This window comes from Naasia sp. SYSU D00057, from assembly GCF_017916505.1.
Classification (GTDB): domain Bacteria; phylum Actinomycetota; class Actinomycetes; order Actinomycetales; family Microbacteriaceae; genus Naasia.
In genome coordinates this window covers 255,612-274,445 of record NZ_JAFMSZ010000001.1, presented here as the reverse complement: position 1 = coordinate 274,445, position 18,834 = coordinate 255,612, and the positions used below count along the sequence as shown (strand labels likewise).

Annotated in this window: 18 protein-coding genes; 6 read left to right on the top strand and 12 right to left on the bottom strand. The window is 70.5% G+C overall.

Annotated features, from left to right (window positions below; all coding sequences use genetic code 11):
* Window positions 1-28: 28 nt before the first annotated feature.
* From J3P36_RS01345 to J3P36_RS01330, 4 genes are all read right to left on the bottom strand, one after another.
* The gene (locus J3P36_RS01345) at window positions 29-961 is read right to left on the bottom strand and encodes an ABC transporter permease (protein WP_210505467.1); all 933 of its coding nucleotides are present in this window, start codon (window positions 959-961) and stop codon (window positions 29-31) included.
* Window positions 958-2,172 (bottom strand): ABC transporter permease, encoded by a 1,215-nt coding sequence (locus tag J3P36_RS01340; RefSeq protein ID WP_210505466.1) that lies wholly within the window; start codon window positions 2,170-2,172, stop codon window positions 958-960. The genes J3P36_RS01345 and J3P36_RS01340 overlap by 4 nt, the downstream gene beginning before the upstream one ends.
* The gene (locus J3P36_RS01335; protein ID WP_210505465.1) at window positions 2,169-3,767 is read right to left on the bottom strand and encodes an ABC transporter ATP-binding protein; all 1,599 of its coding nucleotides are present in this window, start codon (window positions 3,765-3,767) and stop codon (window positions 2,169-2,171) included. The genes J3P36_RS01340 and J3P36_RS01335 overlap by 4 nt, the downstream gene beginning before the upstream one ends.
* A gap of 96 nt (window positions 3,768-3,863) precedes the next feature.
* Complete coding sequence (locus J3P36_RS01330; protein ID WP_210505464.1) at window positions 3,864-4,973, bottom strand: BMP family protein; 1,110 nt, start codon at window positions 4,971-4,973, stop codon at window positions 3,864-3,866.
* Between the two features lie 193 nt (window positions 4,974-5,166).
* Between J3P36_RS01330 and J3P36_RS01325 the strand changes: the two genes are divergently transcribed.
* The 6 genes from J3P36_RS01325 (at window position 5,167) to J3P36_RS01300 (ending at window position 11,629) form a co-directional block, all read left to right on the top strand.
* Entirely contained in the window at window positions 5,167-5,652 is a 486-nt protein-coding gene (locus J3P36_RS01325; RefSeq protein ID WP_210505463.1) for a hypothetical protein, read from the top strand.
* A gap of 94 nt (window positions 5,653-5,746) precedes the next feature.
* On the top strand, window positions 5,747-6,505 hold the full coding sequence (locus J3P36_RS01320) for an N-acyl homoserine lactonase family protein (RefSeq protein WP_210505462.1): 759 nt from the start codon (window positions 5,747-5,749) through the stop codon (window positions 6,503-6,505).
* 51 nt (window positions 6,506-6,556) lie between these two features.
* A complete protein-coding gene (locus tag J3P36_RS01315; RefSeq protein ID WP_210505461.1) occupies window positions 6,557-7,282 on the top strand; it encodes an SDR family NAD(P)-dependent oxidoreductase in 726 nt (241 codons plus the stop codon).
* Between the two features lie 39 nt (window positions 7,283-7,321).
* Entirely contained in the window at window positions 7,322-8,860 is a 1,539-nt protein-coding gene (locus tag J3P36_RS01310) for a GMC family oxidoreductase (protein WP_210505460.1), read from the top strand.
* An 80-nt stretch (window positions 8,861-8,940) separates the two neighbouring features.
* Window positions 8,941-10,065, top strand: coding sequence for a M20/M25/M40 family metallo-hydrolase (locus J3P36_RS01305; RefSeq protein ID WP_210505459.1), 1,125 nt, complete (start codon window positions 8,941-8,943; stop codon window positions 10,063-10,065).
* 163 nt (window positions 10,066-10,228) lie between these two features.
* Window positions 10,229-11,629, top strand: coding sequence for an HNH endonuclease signature motif containing protein (locus tag J3P36_RS01300; protein ID WP_210505458.1), 1,401 nt, complete (start codon window positions 10,229-10,231; stop codon window positions 11,627-11,629).
* A gap of 95 nt (window positions 11,630-11,724) precedes the next feature.
* On the opposite strand, the gene J3P36_RS01295 is transcribed toward J3P36_RS01300, so the two are convergent.
* From J3P36_RS01295 to J3P36_RS01260, 8 genes are all read right to left on the bottom strand, one after another.
* Entirely contained in the window at window positions 11,725-12,438 is a 714-nt protein-coding gene (locus tag J3P36_RS01295; RefSeq protein ID WP_210505457.1) for an amidohydrolase family protein, read from the bottom strand.
* Window positions 12,438-12,893, bottom strand: a complete 456-nt coding sequence (locus J3P36_RS01290) for a YbhB/YbcL family Raf kinase inhibitor-like protein (protein ID WP_210505456.1) — start codon at window positions 12,891-12,893, stop codon at window positions 12,438-12,440. Before J3P36_RS01290 ends, J3P36_RS01295 begins: the two co-directional genes overlap by 1 nt.
* 41 nt (window positions 12,894-12,934) lie before the next feature.
* On the bottom strand, window positions 12,935-13,774 hold the full coding sequence (locus tag J3P36_RS01285; protein WP_210505455.1) for an alpha/beta fold hydrolase: 840 nt from the start codon (window positions 13,772-13,774) through the stop codon (window positions 12,935-12,937).
* Window positions 13,774-14,715: a 3-hydroxyacyl-CoA dehydrogenase NAD-binding domain-containing protein gene (locus J3P36_RS01280; protein ID WP_210505454.1), complete on the bottom strand. Its 942-nt coding sequence runs from the start codon at window positions 14,713-14,715 to the stop codon at window positions 13,774-13,776. The genes J3P36_RS01285 and J3P36_RS01280 overlap by 1 nt, the downstream gene beginning before the upstream one ends.
* Window positions 14,716-14,756: 41 nt before the next feature.
* Window positions 14,757-15,536, bottom strand: coding sequence for a class II aldolase/adducin family protein (locus J3P36_RS01275; protein ID WP_210505453.1), 780 nt, complete (start codon window positions 15,534-15,536; stop codon window positions 14,757-14,759).
* A 22-nt stretch (window positions 15,537-15,558) separates the two neighbouring features.
* Window positions 15,559-16,146, bottom strand: a complete 588-nt coding sequence (locus tag J3P36_RS01270) for an amino acid synthesis family protein (RefSeq protein WP_210505452.1) — start codon at window positions 16,144-16,146, stop codon at window positions 15,559-15,561.
* A complete protein-coding gene (locus J3P36_RS01265; RefSeq protein ID WP_210505451.1) occupies window positions 16,143-17,279 on the bottom strand; it encodes an NAD(P)/FAD-dependent oxidoreductase in 1,137 nt (378 codons plus the stop codon). The genes J3P36_RS01270 and J3P36_RS01265 overlap by 4 nt, the downstream gene beginning before the upstream one ends.
* Window positions 17,280-17,544: 265 nt before the next feature.
* Window positions 17,545-18,696, bottom strand: a complete 1,152-nt coding sequence (locus tag J3P36_RS01260; RefSeq protein ID WP_210505450.1) for an ROK family protein — start codon at window positions 18,694-18,696, stop codon at window positions 17,545-17,547.
* Window positions 18,697-18,834: the final 138 nt, after the last annotated feature.

Sequence of the window (18,834 nt, the reverse complement as noted above, 5' to 3'; positions counted from 1 at the left end):
TCCTCTCTGACGGTCGGAAGCGGACGCGTCAGCGCGCGCCGCGGGTGTACGGGGCGCCGAGTGCCGGCGGCACCATGGAGCTCCGCGCGAAGATGATCAGCGTCAGCATCACGACGATGAACGGCAGCATCTGGAAGACGTCGGCCGGGACGGTGACGCCGATCAGCTGCAGCGGGTTCTTGATCGCGACCGCGATGCCGTAGAGCAGCGAGGTGACGACGATCCAGGCCACCCGCCCGCGGGAGAGCATCGTGATGACGATCGCGATGAACCCGAGGCCACCCGTCATGAATGGGGTGAAGGTTCCGGTCGTGAGGACGGAGAGGAAAGCTCCGCCCGCTCCGACGAACGCGCCGTTGAGCAGGACCGCGGAGGAGCGGGTCCGCACCACGTTGCCGCCGGCCGCGTCGAGCGAGGACGGCTTCTGCCCGGCGGCCCGGATGGACAGGCCCCAGTTCGTCCTCGCGAGAAGGAACGCGACCACGACCAGGGTGAGGAGGAGCACCCAGAAGATGCCGGACTGCCGGAACAGCGACGGTCCGACGACCGGCAGGTCCGACAGTCCCGGGATCACCCAGGCGTCGCCGGGCACGCTCTGCGGGCTCTTGCCGTAGTTCTGGAGGTAGAGCACGGCCGTGATGCCCTCGCCCATCAGCGTGATCGCGAGGCCGATGACGATCTGGTTGAGCCCCAGCCAGATGTTGAGGACGAGCATCAGGAGGTTCGCGACCACGCCTCCAGCGATGCCGCCGAGCATCCCCAGCCACGGGCTGCCGGTGACGAGGGCGGTCACGTAGCCGCTGTACGCGCCGACGAGCATGACGCCCTCGATGCCGAGGTTGAGCACCCCGGACTGCTCGCCGATCGTCTCGCCGACGGCGGCGAGGATGAGCGGCATCGTCTGGACGATGATCGCCGTGAGGAAGGCGGCGAGGACCGTCGCCGACAGCAGCTCGCTCATGTCGTCACCTTTCCGGGCGCGCGCGTCGCCGTCGTCTTCGTGGTGCTGACCTTCTCCGGGGGAGTGGTCGCCTTCTCGGGAGAGGACGGGACCCGGGTTGTGGCCGTGGTGCGGGGGCCGAAGAGCGACATCACCGACTGCTTCATGCCGGCCGGCAGGTAGCTCTGCCCGAGCCGGCGCTTGTCCCCGACGTACTCGGTGATCGTCATGAACACGAGGATCAGACCGACCACGACGAGCAGGAAGTCGGAGCTGAGTCCGACGCTGCGGGCGGCGTTGATGCCGCCGTTCGCGAAGACCGAGTAGAAGGCCACGAGCGGAATCGCGCCCAGGGGGCTCAGCCGCGCGAGGAACACGAAGGGCAGGATGGCGTCCCCGTACCCGGGGTTCCAGTTCGCCCGCATGTACGTGACGTTGCCGAGCACGTCGATCGTGCCCGCGAGGGCGATCAGGGCGCCGGAGAGGCTGAACAGCAGGACGATCATCCAGCTGCGGCTGATGCCGACGTGCTGGGCGGCCTTCGGGCTGGCCCCGAAGACGTCGAGCCGGACACCGAACGACGTCCGGCTGATCACGAACTGCGCGACCAACGCCAGCGCGATCGCTACCAGGAAGCCGACGTGCACGCGGGTGCCGCCGAAGAAGGGCAGCAGGTCAGCGCGGTCGATGGTCGCGGTCTGCGGGGCCGTCACTCGAGGGTTCGGGTCGTGCAGCGGCCCCTTGATGAGCAGGTTCACGACGCCGATCGCGATGAACGACATGACGAGCGAGGTGATGATCTCGTTCGTGCCGAACCGGGCCTTGAGCACGGCGGGCACGATCGACCAGATCGCGCCGATGAGCAGCGCGCCGACGATGATGACCGCGGTCACGAGCCAGCCGGGCAGGATCGGGAAGAGGACCGGGCCCGCGCCGGCGGCGACGACCGATCCGAGCAGGAACGTGCCGTTGTAGCCGAGGTTCCACAGCTGGCCGCGGAACGCGACGATCAGGCCGAGGGCGATGATCATCAGCGGTGCCATCAGCCGGAGGCTGTCCTGCCAGTTGTTGCCCGTGACCCCGTACTTCCAGACGCCGGCGAAGAAGTCGAGCGGGTTGCTGCCCATCGCGGCGATGATCAGCCCGGCGACGACGAGCGCCAGGACGACGGGGAGGACGGAGCGCACGACGGTGTCGGTGATCCGACGCCAGCGCGGAAGCTCTTCGATCATGCGTGGACCCCCTCGATGGCTCCGGTCATCAGCTGGCCGACCTTCTCCGCGGTGCCGCGTCCGTCGTTCTGCACGGTGCCGACGATCTCGCCGTCCGAGATCACGGCGATCCGGTGCGAGAGCTCGACAAGCTCGTCGAGGTCGGTCGAGAGCAGCAGCACGCTGCCCCCTCCGGCGGCGAAGTCGGTGAGGATCTGGCGGACGAGCTTCACGGTCTTGAGGTCGAGGCCGTACGTCGGCTTGTTGACGACGACGAACCGTGCGCCGTCGGTGAGCTCGCGCGCGAGCAGGATCTTCTGGATGTTGCCGCCGGACAGCGTGCCGGCTCGCGTTCCGGACGACGGGGTCTTGATCGCGTACTCGGCGATCAGCCGCTCCGCCTCCGCGTCCACCGCCTTGCGGTTGATCTGGCCGATCTTCCAGAACGGCGCCTGGCCGATCCGCTTGAGCACGAGGTTCATCGCGACGGACATGCCGGCGACGGTGCCCTCGTGCAGCCGGTCGTCGGTGACGTAGCGGAGGCCCAGCTGCTGCCGACCGCGCACGCCGCGGCGGGTGACGTCCTCGCCGTCGAAGCGGATGGTGCCCTCGGCGGCCGAGCGCTGGCCGGCGACGACCTGGGCGAGGGCCGCCTGGCCGTGCCCGTCGATGCCGGCGATGCCGAGGATCTCGCCCTCGTGGACGCTCAGCGAGACGTTGCGGACGTCGACGTCGTGCCCGTGGCCGCGGGTGGCGACGCCGGTGAGCTCGAGGCGGGCCCGCTTGGCGCCGATCTCGAGGTCGTCGACCTCGCGCACGGCCTCGGTCGCGCCGGCGAGCTCGGCGGCCTCGGCGGTGGTGGCGACGTCGTCGCCGAACATCGCGGCGAGGATGGCGCGCTGCGCCTGCGCCTCGCTGTAGGAGGCGAGCTCCTCGGTGCCGATGTGGCCGACGTTCTTGCCGCCGCGAAGGATCGTCACGCAGTCGCCCATCTGGTAGGCCTCGCGGAGCTTGTGGGTGATGAACACCACGGCGAGGCCCTGCGCCTTGATCTGCGCGACGGACGCGGCGAGCTTCTCGATCGCCTGCGGCGTCAGCATGGAGGTGGGCTCGTCGAGGATGAGGAGCCGGCTGCCCTTCCACATCGCCTTCGCGATCTCGACCTGCTGCTGCTGGCCGAGGCCGAGGTCGCCCGCCAGGGCGTCCGGGTCGATGCGGGCGCCGAGCAGCTCGGAGAGCTCACCGAGACGTGCCTTCGCGCGGGTCTCGTTGCGCAGCACCCCCGTCTCGCCGAGCATCAGGTTCTCGAGCACCGTGAACGCGGGCACGAGCGTCGAGTGCTGGTGGACCACGCCGATGCCGAGGTCGACGGCCGCCTTGGGGGAGTTGATGGGGGTGGGGACGCCGTCCACGAGGATCGTGCCGGAGTCCGGCTGCTGCATCCCGGCGAGGATGCTGATCAGGGTCGACTTGCCCGCACCGTTCTCGCCGAGCAGGCAGTGGACCTGCCCGCCGACGATGTCGAGGGAGATGCGGTCATTGGCCACGACTCCGGGGAACGCCTTGGTGATCTCTCTCAGGGAGATCACTCCCGGCGCAGCGGCTGTGCTGCTCACACTCTCTCCTCAGTTCTTCGCTCGGATCGCCGCCGAGGGCGGCCGGGCCGTTCCGGTGCCGGGGACCCCCGGCACCGGAACGGCGCTCGAAGGCGCTTAGGCGGCCTTCTTGGAGGCGATGACCTCCTTGACCTCGGCGGAGTCCGCCGCGCCGCTCGGCTCGATCTCTCCCGCCTCGATCGCGGCGGTCGCGGTCGCGACGGCGTCCTTGATCTCCTGCGTGAGGTTGTCGGTCTCCTGCAGGTACAGGCCGCCGTTGCCGACCGTCAGCTGGTAGTCCTCGGTGCCGAACGTGCCGGCCTCGACGTCCTTGATCGCCTGCTCGTAGGTGGCGGTGTAGTCCCAGATGACGGAGGTGAGCAGCGCGCTCGGGTCCTGCAGCGCGCCCGTCACGTCGCCGATGTCGGCGATGTACTTGACGCCCGGGTGCGCGTCGATCGCCTGGAGGTAGCCGAGGGTCGCGCCGTCGCCCATGCCGAAGACCACGTCCGCACCGCCGGCGATGACGGTCTCGACCGCGGCCTTGCCGCCCGCGGAGTCGGCGTAGCCGCTCGCGCTGATCTGGCCGAACAGCACGTTGATGCCCGGGTCGACGGAGTACACGCCCTGCGCGAAGCCGGCGGCCATGTCGAGCCAGTTGACGTCATCGGCGGAGATGACGACGGCGACCGTCTTCGACTGGGTGGACATCGCCGCGGCGATGCCGGCGATGTAGCCGCCCTGCTCCGCGGAGACGAGCGCCTGGGCCAGCTGGCCGGGGACCGGCTCGAGGCCGGAGTCCTGAGCGAGGATCGGAACGCCGGTCTCCGCCGACACCGACTGCGCCGCGACGCCGTAGCCGGAGGCGTGGGCGATGACGAAGTTCGCGCCATCGTCGTCGATGACCTGGCTGAGCACCGTCTCGATGTTGTCCCAGCCCGCGTCGGGGACGGCGACGTATTCGAGCCCGAGGCTGTCGGCCGCGGCCTCAGAGTTGGCGAGTCCGACCTGGTTCCAGCCGAGGTCGGTCTCGTTCTCCGGGGCGACGAACGCGAGCTTCGTCACGTCGGTGGCGGCATCGTCGCCGCCCCCGCCGGAGTCGCTGCCGCCTCCGCCCGCCTGCGACGAGCAGGAGGCGAGCGCGATGGTGAGGGCGGATGCGGCCAGAAGCGCGCCGGCGCCCCTGGCCGCGCGGCGCCGAACGCCGCTGGTGACTGCTTTGTACATTGCCTGGGAGTCCTCTCCGAGAGTGGGAACCGCCGCGGCCTTGCGCCTCGATTTCTCACAATGTGCGTCGGTACGGGGACAATATGAGAAGGATGACAGGGAGGTCAACGATCTCCCGAGAGATTTACCGGTCCGAAACACGACGCCAGGCATCGAGCCTGTTGGCTGGGGTCATCTCCTAGGAAGCGAGCCCATGAACGGTCCTCTCCGCCGCATCGGGATGGCGGCGCTCGCGCTGTCGATGGTCGCGCTCTCGGGCTGCGCCGGGGCGGGTCAGCCGCCCGCCGGCACGGCTTCCGCGACATCGTCGCCGACGTCTCCCGCGCCCACCAGATCGGCGCCGGCGGAGCCGCTGGCGCCTCGCGACGCCGACGCGCTCGCCCAACTCGCGGACGTCGCGCCGCGCACCTCCACCATCGACCCCGCCCTCGCCGACTGGACGGAGTGCTGGCTGCCGAGCGACCACCTGCTGCCGGCCGAGGAGGTCGGCAACGAGACGACCTGGGCGGTGATCTGCCGCATCCACTGGCACGAGGAGGACGGCACCGCGCGGTACCAGGACACGAACTGCACCGGCGACTTCGCGGCGCAGCCGATGCTCGACCACTGCTACCGCTGGGTCCACTACGACCTCGAGCCGGTGTTCGAGGACCACCCCGCGGTCCCGGCCGACACCTGACCGCGAACCGCCGAATCCGCCATTGACCACCCGCCGTCGATTCTCATAGTGTGAGCGGCACTCAGGACCATGTAAGAAAAGCGAGGAGCATTCGATGGCGGATCCGAAGGTCTACCTGCTCGATGGCGGCACTCTCGTCATCGACGAGTCCGACGTCCACTGGCACATCAACGCGGGCAATCCCGTGCGGTTCCCCGTGTACTCGGTGCTGGTCGAGCACCCGGATGCACTCATCATGTACGACACCGGCTACGACCTCGAGCACGTGAAGAAGGTCCTGCCCTTCGAGCTCCCTGAGCAGACGCCCGAGCAGACGATCCCGGCGCAGCTCGAGAAGATCGGCTACAAGCCCGAGGACGTCGACATCGTCGTCAACTCGCACTTCCACTTCGACCACGTCGGCGGCAACAAGTACCTCACCAAGGCGACGCACCTCGTCCACAAGGCCGAGCTGCGCCAGGCCAAGTACCCGGAGCCGTTCGAGCGGCTCGGCTACTCCGACATGTCCTTCGACTTCCCGGGCGTCACCTACAAGCCGATCTCCGGCGACTACGAGATCGTCCCCGGCGTGACCCTGTTCGAGACCCCCGGCCACACGATCGGTCACTACTCGATGCTCGTCGAGCTGCAGAACGACCGGAGCATGCTCTTCTGCGGCGACGCGGCGTACACCCGCACGACGCTCGAGAAGGAGTGGATCGCGGGCTTCCACCTCGACCCGGCCAAGTCGGTCGAGGCGATCCGCCGGCTCAACTACCTCGGCCGGGTCAAGGACGCCGACATCTACCCCTCCCACGAGCTGGAGCCCTACCTCGAGTGGAAGCTCGCGCCGGAGTACTACGGCGGCAACTGACGGCGGCGGCAATCGACCGTCCCGCAACCGAATCGAAACAAAGGAAGCAGCATGACTGATCGCGTCGCCATCGTGACCGGAGCCGCCCAGGGCATCGGCGCGGCCATTGCCAAGGAGCTCGCCGAGGACGGCGTCAAGGTCGTCGTCACCGACATCAACGTCGAGGGCGCCACCAAGGTCGCCGAGGAGATCGGGGGAGTCGCGAAGCGGCTCGACGTCTCCGACCCGGACCAGGCGAACGCCGTGGTCGCCGAGGTCGTCGCGGAGCTCGGCCGCCTGGACATCCTCGTCAACAACGCCGGGCTCGTGCCCTTCACCCCCTTCGACGACCTGACCATCGAGCAGTGGCGACGCACCTTCTCGGTCAACGGAGAGGGCCTCTTCAACATGACGAAGGCCGCCGTCGAGGCGATGAAGGCGAACGAGTACGGCCGCATCGTCAACATCGCGTCCAACACCTTCGTCGCCGGCACGCCCAACTGCGCCGACTACGTCGCCACCAAGGGTGCGGTCGTCGGCTTCACCCGCGCCGTCGCGGGCGAGATCGGCAAGTACGGCATCACCATCAACGCGGTCGCGCCCGGCATCACCGCGAGCGAGGGCGTGTTCACGACCGGCCACGGCGCGGGCTTCGACTACGTCGTCCCGATGCAGGCCTTCAACCGCCGCGCGACGCCCGCCGACATCGCGCCGGCTGTCGCGTTCCTCACCTCGGAGAAGGCGGAGTGGGTCACCGGCCAGCTTCTCGTCGTCGACGGCGGCCACACGCGCAACTGAGCCGCGGCTGAGGCCGACCCCGCTTCCGATCGGAGACGCATGACGACCGCGAGTGCCGACGTCCTCATCCTCGGCGCCGGCTCCGCGGGATGCGTGCTCGCCAACCGGCTGAGCGCCGACCCCAGCAGGCGCGTGGTCGTGCTGGAGGCGGGGGGCCGGGTCACCGACCCGGACATGCGGCGGCCGGAGCTGTGGCCGTTCATCCAGCACCGCGAGTACGACTGGGACTACCTCACCGTGCCTCAGCCGAGGCTGGCGGGGCGGCAGCTGAGCTGGGCGCGCGGCCGCGGGCTCGGCGGCTCGAGCCTGCTGCACGCGAACGCGCACATGCGCGGGTGCCGTGCGGACTTCGATCGCTGGGTCGCGGCGACCGGCGACGAGCGCTGGTCCTGGGACGAGCTGCTTCCCCGGTTCAAGGCGATGGAGTCCTTCTCCGGCGGGGCCGACGAGGTGCACGGGGCCGACGGTCCGCTGTCCGTGCTGCTGCCGGGCCCCGATCTCGTGAGCCCGCTCGTGCAGGACTACCTCGCGGGGGCGGTCTCGCTCGGCATCCCACGGATCCCCGACCACAACGGCGGCGAGATGCTCGGGGCGACCCCGAACTCCCTCACTCTCCGGAACGGCGAGCGGATGACGGTCGCCGACGCCTACCTGGACCCGGTGATGGACCGGCCGAACCTCGCGGTGCTCACCGGGGTGGTCGTCGAGCGCCTGCGGATCTCGCGCGGCCGGGTCGTCGGCGCCGCAGTGATCGTCGGCGGGGAGCGGATGGACATCTCCGCCGACACGGTGATCCTCTCCGCCGGCTCGATCGCGGACCCGCTGCTGCTCATGCGGTCCGGCGTCGGCGACCCCGACGTGCTCGAGGCGGCCGGCGTGGCCACCGTCGTCGAGTCGCGCGGGGTCGGCAAGAACCTGCACGACCACCTCCTCGGCGCCGGCAACCTGTACCGCGCGGCGAAGCCGGTTCCGCCGACCCGGCTCAACCTCTCCGAGTCGATGTGCTACCAGTCGGCGAAGGGCCTCGGCGAGACCGCCGGCCCGGTCGACGTCGTGGTGGGCTGCGTTGTGGCGCCCAGCGCGTCCGAGTCGTTCGAACCCGGCGTCGGCCTCGGGGAGGGCTTCACCCTGCTCTTCGGCGTCACCAATCCGACGAGCCGCGGCGAGCTGCGCATCAGCGGCCCCTCGGTGGACGACGCACCCCTCATCGATCCGAACTACCTGGACACGGAGCACGACCGGTCGATGTTCCGGCTCGCCCTCGAGCGCGCGCGAGCGATCGCCGGAACCGAGGCGATGGCCGGGTGGCGTGCCGAGGAGGTGCTGCCCGGGCAGGGCGTCCGCACCGAGGCCGAGGTCGACGCGTTCATCGCCCGCGCCGCGATCACCCACCACCATCCTGTCGGCACCCTTCGGATGGGCGCGGACGACGAAGCGCCGGTCACCCCGGACCTCGCCTTCCGGGGCATCGACGGGCTGCACGTCGTCGACGCGTCGGTGATCCCGTCCATCACGGCCGGACCGGTGCACGCGCCGGTCCTCGCGATCGCCGAGACCTTCACCGCCTCCTACGCCTGACCGGACCGACCAGGCCCGACCGGACCGACCAGGCCCGACCGGACCGACCAGGCCCGACCGAACCGACAAGGGGAGACCCGATGAGCACCGTTCCCGACCGCGCCGTCCTCGATGCCGTCGCCGCTCGGGAGCGTGACATCGGCGAGATCTCGGCGTTCGTGCTCGCGCATCCGGAGCTGGGCCACGAGGAGCACGCCACCTCGGCGGAGCTCGCCTCCCGCCTGGAGGCCGCTGGCTACCGGGTCGAGCGCGGCGCGGGCGGCCTGCCGACGGCGTTCCGCGCCGAGCTCGCCACCGGCCGGCCCGGCGGCACGGTGGGACTGCTCGCCGTCTACGACGCCGTGCCGGCTCACCGCCCCTCCGACGGGGCGACGGTGCCCACCCACTCCTGCGGGCACACGGCGCAGTCGGCCGGCGTCCTCGGCGCCGCCCTCGCCCTCGCCGACCTCCGCGAGTCGCTTTCCGGCACGGTCGTCGTTGTCGGCTGCCCGGCCGACGAGATCCACGCCCCCGGCACGCAGCGCCTCGGCAGCGGCAAGGCGCTGACCGCGGCCCGCGGCGTGTGGCGGGGCGTCGACGCCGCCCTCTACGTGCACCCCGAGTTCCTCGACGCGGTGTGGTCGGAGTCGCTGTGGATGCGGCGCGAGACGGCGGTCGTGGCGGGCGGACGCACCCTCCGGAACGACGTCGACCCCGCCCCCTACGCGGCGTTCCGCCGGCTCGGCGAGCTGCTGGAGACCCTCGACCGCGCCCGGGTCATGGTGGAGACGATCGTGCTCGACGGCGACGTGGAGGAGGGCTCCGGGCTCTCCCTCCGGGCGCAGTTCCTCGTCTTCGCGTCGTCCGAGGCGGAGATCGACTCCCTGCTCGAGCCGGTCCGGCAGGCGCTGCCGGAGGCGGTCTGGGAGAGGGGGAACGCCATCGAGGCGATCCGCCCGGACGAGCGCGTGACCGCCGCCGTGCGGGACGCGCTGGCCGCCGCCGGGCGTCCGGTGCAGTCGGACGTTCCGCCGCTCCCGTTCGCGACCGACTTCGGCAACGTGACCCGCGTCGTGCCCGCTGCCCTCATCGGCGTCGGCCGCTCCGAGGGGTGGGCGTTCCACCGGGACGGCGGTGAGGCGCAGTTCGCCGGCCCCGAGGGAGCGGCGATGGCGCGGAGCATCGCGGAGGTGCTCGCCCTCGCGGCGACACGCCTGACGGCCTGACCCGCGGCTGACGCCGCCGACTCGCCGGCCCACCCCGTGATCGACGAGCGACCGTAGGCCCCGGAACGACGGCCGGAAGTCGCTTCGATCATCGGTTGAAGGTTGCGGCATCTCGAGCGTTATCGGACCGGCCAGTGTCGGTGGGTGCCGGTTGACTGTGTCCATGTTCGAGGATGTGCAGGTCGAGGGGATCCCGGAGGATCCGCTGGGTATCTGCACTGTCGAGGACGTGCTCATGCAGCGCCTTCTCGACGCGGTCTCTCCCCGTCCCTCGCTGCTGGACCAGTTAGAGGAATTTGCGAGTCAGGCTCGTCAGCACGCCGCGCGGCAGTATCGGCTGCTGGATGCGATGCGCCTCGAGCAAGAGACGCTGACCGGGGCCACCTGGACTGACCAGGACGCCCTGGAGTGGCGCTCCCTGCGCGCCGAGGTGGCCGCGGCGCTGGAGGTGCACGAGCGCACCGCACAGGCGCAGCTCGAGCTGGCCCGGAAGCTGGTCCACGACTTCCCCGACACCCTCGATGCGCTCGAGCGGATGGTCATCAGTGAGCGGCACGCCCGGATCCTGGTCGAGCAGTCCTCGGGCCTGCGGGACGACCTGCTGCACGAATACGAGGAGCGCCTCCTGCCGTACACGCACCTCGTGGCGTCCCGATTCGAGCGGAAGGCTCGGGAGATCCGGCTGTCGCTCGACGCGGAGTCGCTGATCGCCCGGCACAAGGAGGCACTGCTGGAGCGGCGGGTCGTCTTCGAGCGAGCCGAGGACGGCATGGCCTGGGTCAGCGCCCTGCTGTCCGCCGAGGACGCCGTCGAGGTGGTCGCGGTGATCGAGGCCATCGCGCAGACCCTGAAGACCGAGGACGAGCCCCGATCGCTGGCGCAGATCACGGCGGACGTCTTCCGCGATCTCATGGTCGACGCCGCCGGCGCTGTGCCGCCCGCCGAGGACGACCAGCCGCTGCAGCCGTCCCCGCGGGCGCGCCGGCGGGTGACGCCCGATGTGTTCGTGCACATTCCGGCGCTGACCGCGCTGGGCAAGAGCGACGCAGCCGGGTTCCTCGAGAACTACGGCCCGATCGACGCCGACACCGCTCGCATGCTGGCCGGGATGTCGGAGAAGTGGATCCGTCTGCTGACCGACCCGGAGACGGGCATCATCCTCAAGTACGGGAAGGTCAAGTACCGGAGCCCCGAGGAGCTGCGCTCGAAGCTTCGCATCCGGGACGGAGTGTGCCGGTTCGTCGGCTGCACGCGCCCGGCCGTTCACTGCGACCTCGACCACACCCGCGCGTGGGAAGAGGGCGGGGAGTCGAACGACTGCAACCTCGCGTTCCTCTGCAAGGCCCACCACATGCTGAAGCACGGAAGCCCCTGGAACGTCACCCAGCACGGGAACGGCGACGGCACGCTCGCGTGGACCTCCCCGAGGGGCAGGGTCTACCGCACGTTCGCCGACACGGTCCTCCCGCCGCCACCGACGCCGCGACGTCCCGGTGCGCCGCCGATCGTGCAACGCGAATGGCTCGCCGCTGCGGCGGCGGCCGAAGCACCACCTCCGTTCTGAGAGTGGCACGTGCGTCGAACGGCGTTTCGGCGGGTGGAGCGGACACCTCCGGGTGCCGGCCCCTCGGCCGCTGTCCGCAGGACCCGCGGCAGGCGTCAGGCGCCGAGGAAGAGGCGCTGGGCCGTGCCGTGCATCACCGCGTCCAGGTCGTCGGGGGCGAGGCCCGCGAGCTGCACCTTCAGCTGCTCCACCTTCGGCTCGTGCCAGGGGCCGTCCGAGCCGTACATCACCCGGTCGGCGCCCACCTTCTCCACGGCCTCCTTGATCTTGAGGCTCATCGGCATCCCGCTGGTCTCCAGCCACACGTTCGGGTGCCGGGCGGCGATCGCGATCGACGCGTCGATGTAGACGATGTTCCCGTGACCCATGTGGCCGAGGATGATCTTCGCCTCGGGGTACCGGATGATCAGCTCCTCGATGCTCCAGGGCAGCGAGAAGATCGGGTGCCCGCAGTGGATGAGCGCCGGCAGGTCGTGCTCGATCAGCACCTCGATGATCGGGTGGACCCTCGGGTCGTCCGGCAGGAAGCCGCCGAACAGCGGGTGCAGCTTCACCCCGCGCACCTTCGGGTCCCGGAGGTACTCGCGGAGCTCGGCGACGGCGCCGTCCCACTTCGGGTTCGCCCAGTACAGCTGGTACGCACCGGGGATGCCGGCGACCACGCGGCGGACCATCGCGTTGTCCTCGTGGAACACCATCGCGGTGTCGATGTCGTTCGCCGCGAGGTAGGGGGCGAGGCCGTCCTCGTCGAGGCGCACCCCCGACATCGGGAAGTCCCCGACGTGGAAGTGCGCGTCGGTGATCGCCATCAGCTCTGCCAGACTCCGACGAATCGCGCCTGCTCGATGATGGCGTCCGCGTACTGGGCGAGGAACTCCTCGCGGGTGGGCGTGCCCTCGACCTTGCGGTTCAGCGCGTAGATCCAGAAGTAGTAGTGGTGGTCGCCGTGACCGGCGGGCGGCTGGGGACCGAAGTACTGGGTCGCCCCGGCGCCGTTCGGCGCCTGGCGGACGCCCGGCGCGTCGACGTCGAGGGAGGTCGCCTGCGGCGAGATGCCGTAGACGACCCAGTGGGTGAAGCCGTGGGGGAGCGGCGCGTCCGGGTCGTGGAGGATCACCGCGTACTCGACGGTGCCCTCCGGCGCGCCGGAGAACTCGAGGCGCGGCACCGAGTTGCCGCCGTCGGCGGTGAACTCCTCGGGGAAGCGCCCGAGGGTGGGGATGTCGGGGCTGGAGATCGTGAGCTTGTCGATGAAGAGCGCCACGGCTCGTCCTTTCGTCGGTGGGTGGTGTTCTCGGTAGGGGTTCAGGCGTCGAGCAGGCGCTCGAACTCGGCGGCGACGAGGTCGGGGTGCTCCTCCGGGATGTAGTGGTCGGCGTCGTCGATCAGCACCCAGCGGTCGCCGGGCCGGTCCGCGATCGCCGCGGCCCAGGCGGACTCGCTGAGGATGCGGCTGTCGACGCCCCTCAGGTGCGTCATCGGGGCGGGCACCGCCCGGAACTCCGCGTCCCAGGGGGTGCGGAAACCCGTGATGAGCTGCTGCATCGCGTCCGGATCGGCGAGCGGCCACCACTGCCCGTCCTCGCGCTGCTCGTAGCCCCAGCGTGCCCGGCGCTGAACGGCGCCCGGCAGGATCCGCGGGTAGCGGCCGCGGATGTACTCCTCGATCGCGGCGCGGTCCGGGAAGGCGCGGTAGCCGCCGGCGACCCGGACCGCGAGGTCGTCGAGCACGCCCGACTCCACGTACGGCGTGTAGTCCACGGCGACGACGGCGCGCACGCGGTCGGGATGCAGCGCACCGACGAGCCAGGCGTTGCGGCCGCCGAGCGAGTGCCCGCCGACGATCGCGCGCTCGATGCCGAGGGCGTCGAGCACGGTGACGACGTCTCCGGCGAAGCTCGGACCGGTGTAGCCGGTGGCCGGCTTGTCGCTCCGGCCGTGGCCGCGCTGGTCGAGCGCGATGACGGTGGAGTGCGGGGCGAGAGCTTCGGCGACCGGCTCCCAGACGGCGTGGTTCGCCGACGTTCCGTGCAGCAGCACGATCGCCGGGCCGGAGCCCCGCACCCGGAACGCGAGGTCGACCTCGGCGCCCCGGGTGCGGGAGAGTCCGTCCGCGATCGGCTCGACGCCGACCGTGACGGGCATCAGACGTTCGGGATCGACGAGAGCGTCTTGCGGGCCGCGACGAGTCCGGTGACGATCTCCTTGCGCTTCTCCGCGATCGCCTCGGGGCCGTCGTACTCGTACATGCCGGCGCCGCTCTTGAAGCCGAGGGTGCCGGCGGCGATCTTCTCCTCGATCATCGCCGGGGTGTCCTTGCGGTCCGCGAGGTCGGCGTTGAGGTAGCTGGAGACGGCCTTGTAGATGTCGAGGCCGGCCATGTCGAGGAGGCGGGTGGGGCCGACGACGGAGAGCTTGTAGCCGATGCCCCACTTGACGCAGGCGTCGAGGCCCTCCGGCGTGACGATGCCCTTCTCGAGGAGGTCGAGGCACTCGCGGAGGATCGCGTAGAGGACGCGGTTCTCGACGAAGCCGGGCGTCTCCTTCTCGACGACGGGCACGTAGTCGAACGCCTTGACGATCTCGACGAGCCGGTCGACGAGCGCGGGGTCGGTCGCCTCGCCGGGGATCACCTCGATCATCGGGATCAGGTGCGGCGGGTTGGACCAGTGCATGCCGATCAGCCGGCCGGGGACGCGCATGTCCTCGCCCATGGTCGTGATCGGGATGCCGGAGGTGTTCGACGCGATGATGACGTCGTCGCCGACGAGGCCGTCCTCGAGCTGCGCGAGCAGCGACTTCTTGAGCTCGAGCCGCTCCGGGATCGCCTCGATGACGAGCTCGGTGTCCGCGACCGCTGCGGCGAGGTCGGTCCCGAACTCCACGGAGCCGCCGTCCGACTTCGGCGTGCCGACGGTCTCGAGGACGCCGTTCACCATCGCGTAGGACGCCTTCGCGTTCTCGATGGCCTGGTCCGAGATGTCGTAGAGGCGGACGACGACACCGGCGCGGGCGAGGGTCGCGGCGATGCCGGGACCCATCGTCCCGGAGCCGACGACGGTCGCGATCTTGGGAAGGCTGCTCATGCGATGCTCCTAGCTGACGTTGGCGGTGCGGTGGATGCGGTTCAGATGCCGGGCGGCAGGCTGATCTGCGAGATGCCGATGCCCTGCAGGGCCTCGACGCGGTCGAGCCGGCGGTTGAAGTAGGTCCAGAAGTTGTGCTGGGCCTTGGCCGGATAGATCCGGTCGAACTTCTCCTTCGTCTCGTCGGGGTCCGGCTCGATCGGCGTGAAGCCCGACGACTTGAGGTCGACCTGGAAGCGCGCGGCCTTCTCGAGGAAGATCCCGGTGAGGGTCACCTCGGCGACCGTGCTGCCCACGAAGGCGATGCCGTGGTTCGCGAGCAGGATCGCCTGTGCCGGGCCGAGAGCCCGCGCCGCGGAGACGCCCAGCGGCACGGTCGTGATGATGTGGCTCGTCTCGGCGAAGCGCGGGACGCCCTCATAGGCGAACCACACACCGTGGTTGTTGTACGGCTTGAGAGTCTCCTCGGACGCGCCGAGCACCGTGGAGAAGTGCGCGTGCGAGTGGCCGACGAAGTTGACGTCGGGGCGGGCCTTCAGGATCTCGGCGTGCAGAGGCCACTCGAGGTGCCGGAGGCCGGTGCCCTCGAGCACGTTGCCGTCGAAGTCGATGAGGATGAAATCGTCGCCCTCCACCTCGGAGAGCGCCAGGTTGCCGCGCTTCAGCCAGAGGCCGCGCCCGAAGGGGTCCCGGAAGGAGAGGTGCCCCATGGACATGTCGCCGTGCCCCTCCAGCTCGAGGATGCGGTGCGCCCGGGCGACGTCCGCGAGCACGCTCGCGATCGAGGCGTCTTCGAAGTACTGGCTGTGCTGATACGTCATCGGTTTCCTGATCTGCGAGGGACTACTGCGAGTCTCGGGCTGCGACGTCGGCGGCGGTCATCCCGCCCACCCGGGCGTTCGGCCGCCCGCCCGTGGCGACGGCCACGATGATCACGAGCTCGTCCGGCCGCGGGGCGTCGGGCAGCGCGATCGTCATCGCGTCGTAGTGCGAGCGAACGTAGACCTCATCCTTGTACGCGAGGGGGATGTCGATCTGCGTCCCGGCGGCCGCGACCTTCGAGGCCGAGGAGATCCAGGCCTTGCCGCCGCCGACCGCCTCGCGGAGGGCGTCGCCGAAGACCGTCGTGATGCACGCGACGACGTGCTCCTGCTCGCCGTTCAGGCCGACGAGGCCGCCCTTGCCGTAGGACTCGACGGGCCGGCCGCCGAGCAGCTCGGCGGCACGTCGGCCGAGCTCGGTGCCGATGCTCGCGCTGGGCGCGGTGAGGGGCGAGAGGTCCTCGACCCACTGGCCCGCGAACGGGTTCTCGAGCACGACGGCGACGGCGGCCTTCACGAGCGGCTGCTCGGGCGCCGGACCCACCTCGCGGACGGTCTCGGACACGAAGGAGTGGAAGGCGCGGACTCGGTAGTAGGGGTCGATGCTCATACGTTCACCTCGTGTCGGTGCGGGTCAGTGGGGTTGTACAGGGCCGTCTCGACGACGTCGCCCGCGAACTGGTTGCCCTGCGCCATCTGCCGGGTGTCGGCGTAGTACTGGGAGCGGTCCTGCGCGCGATCGGTGATCGGCCGCTCGAGGCGCTCCCACTCGCGGAGCACCTCGGGCAGCTGGTCGTTCGACGCCTTGGTCGCCTCGGTGGCGAGCGTCCAGGCGTTGTGGATCGAGCAGCCGGCGCCCTGCGCGAGCGCGGGGCACATCGCGTGCGCCGCGTCACCGATGATGGCGACCCTGCCCTCGGTCCAGTGGTCGACCCGGGTGGTCTGGTACCCGTAGTACCGGCCGTGCAGCTTCGCCGCCTCCTCGAGCACGGGGGTGAGGTGCGGGAAGTTCTCCGTCCAGAGGGCGAGGTCGATCGGCACCTTCGACCCCTGCGCGTCGCTGACCGGGGCCATCAGGGCGATGTACACCTCCTCGTCGTTGCACGGCACGTAGAGCACGCGGAGCACGCGGGGCTCGATGTTCCAGAAGTCGATGTAGTTGTCCCACTCGGTGTCCGGCTCGAGCTGCTGCAGCTCCGCCTTGTGCCGCGGGACGAGGAAGCGGGTGATGCCGTCGCGGGACCGCTCCCGCTTGAGCGGGATGCCGAGCGAGTCGCGGACCGCGGAGCCCACGCCGTCGGCGCCGACGACGAGGTCGGCCTCGGCCGAGGTTCCGTCGGCGAAGTCGATGCGCCCCTCCGGCGTCGCGCCGGTCACCTCGGAGCCGGAGATGATCTCGACGCCCGACTCGCGCGCCGCGGTGAGCAGCGTCGCGTACAGGTGGGGGCGCGTGACGGAGATCCACCGGATGCCCTCGAGCTTCTCCTGAGAGCGGATCACGTTGTTCATCCGCGTCTCGTAGGCCGGCGAGTGCATCGCGCGGGATTCGAGGTCGGGAGTGGCTCCGAGCCGATCCAGGACCTGGAGGCTGTTGCCCCAGAGGACGATGCCGGCACCTTCGGCGCGGAGCTCGGCCGAGCGCTCGTGGACCCGGACGCTCCACCCCTTCTGGGCGAGCGCCGTGGCCACCGTCAGCCCGGCGAATCCAGCGCCGGAGATCTCGGCGTGGCGAGGTGAGGGCATGGCACCAACTTTCCACTGAGGGCGAGTTTTTCTTACGATCTGATTTGCTCTTCTCGTATGGAGAGAGTCTTACGGAGCGCGCGGCATCCCGCAAGCGAAAAATGGGGACCGTCCGTTACCGGCTTGTTACGGGTTCCGGCGGCGGTCGTCGAACCCCGCTCGCGACGCGAGGGTTCGGCGCGGCGGCAGCCGCACCGCGAGTCGGTCGAGGTCTCCAGAGGCGCTGACGCGGTGGCGCAGGGAGGATGCCGAAGGCGCTGCCGGCTCAGCCGCCGAGCGCGGCGTTGACCGCCGCGGCGGAGTACTCCCGCTCCACGACCATCGTCGCGAGCCCGACGATCGCGGCCCGCTCGCCGAGCGTCGACTGGCTGATCGTGAGGTGCCGCGTCGCCCGGGGGAGGGATCGCGGGTACAGCGTCTCCCGGATGCCGGTGATCAGCGGCGGCGAGGCGAGGGTGCCGCCGATGACGACCTCGCCGGGGTTGAGCAGCGACACCACGGTGGCGACGACCTCGCCGATCTCCCGTCCGGCAGCCTGCGTGAGGCGGGCGGCGTCGGAGTCACCCGCCGCCAGATACGCCGACACGTCGGACGCCGATGCGGCCGGCTTCCCCAGCGCTGATAGCGCCCGGGCGATCGCCCGGCCCGACGCGACGGCCGCCAGGCAGCCGTGCGCGCCGCACTGGCACACCGCATCGTCGTGGCCGGCGAGCTTCACGTGGCCGATGTCGCCGGCGCCGCCGTCGGTGCCGACGTAGACCTGACCGCCGATGACGATCCCCGTGCCGATGCCGGACGAGACCTTGAGGAAGCACAGCGAGCGGGACTCGGGGTGGGCCGCGCGCTGCTCACCCAGCGCGGCGGCGTCGGCGTCGTTCGCGACCAGGATCGGGACGCCGAGCGCATCGTGCAGGTGATCCGGGATCGGGTAGGCGTCCCAGCCCGGCATGATCGGCGGCTGGCTGGGGCGGCCCGTGTCCGGGTCGACAGGGCCGGGCACGCTGATGCCCATCCCGCTCAGACGGTCCGGAGTGAGACCGGCTCGAGCCAGCAGGCCCTGCGCCGAGTCGAGGATCGCGTGCAGCGTGGCGTAGGGGCCGTCGGCGACCGCGACGTCGATCCGCGCGTCCTGCTGGACGTGTCCGGCGAGGTCGGTGAGCGCCACGGTCGTGTGCGTGGTGTCGACGGTCGCGGCGAGCAGTGAGGCGCGCGCGGTGTTGAACTGCAGCCGTCGGGACGGACGTCCCGCCGCGATGCGGTCGGTGCCGTTCCGCTCGACGAGGAAGCCCGCGTCGAGGAGCGCGTCGATGCGGCCCGCGACGGTCATGCGGGACAGGCCGGTCTGCTCCAGCACGTCGCCGCGCGTCGACGCGCGGCCGGCGCGGATGAGCTCCAGCACGTCTCCCGGTCCCGGCATCCGGGTCTCCTTCCCGAGGACAGGTGAACACTCCGAATTATGCTTGACAGCTAGACATAACGCACCTAGCGTCCTGACTTAACTCGCCGGGGCCGAGTGCTCCGGGGAGCGATCCTGCAGTCACAGCGCAAGGAGGCG